Genomic DNA, 243 nt, shown 5'->3' with positions numbered 1-243 from the left:
CACCAAAGCTTCGGGTCGAAAATATCTCGCGCTTATCTTGGCGTACGTCGTCCCAATTTAAGCAAGGTATGCCATTAAGCTCATTTACAGTGCGCTCTACCACCACACTAAATGCACGGCGCATACTGTTAGGGTTTTGCTGCGCTAATTGCCATGCAGTGTGTATGTTCATTACTTTTAATTTTTTGGCTAAACGCTTACCAATACCCCATATATCTTGGCAACTCATTCTTTGTAAAATAG

The 243-nt window shown here is 42.4% G+C and carries 1 pseudogene; it reads right to left on the bottom strand.

Annotated features, from left to right (window positions below):
- Nucleotides 1-243: pseudogene (locus AAEY62_RS24225) on the bottom strand (Y-family DNA polymerase); the annotation flags it as partial.

This window comes from Pseudoalteromonas sp. GW168-MNA-CIBAN-0100 (assembly GCF_040309225.1).
In the GTDB taxonomy this organism is placed as follows: Bacteria; Pseudomonadota; Gammaproteobacteria; order Enterobacterales; family Alteromonadaceae; genus Pseudoalteromonas; species Pseudoalteromonas arctica.
This window is presented reverse-complemented; position numbering and strand designations above follow the sequence as displayed.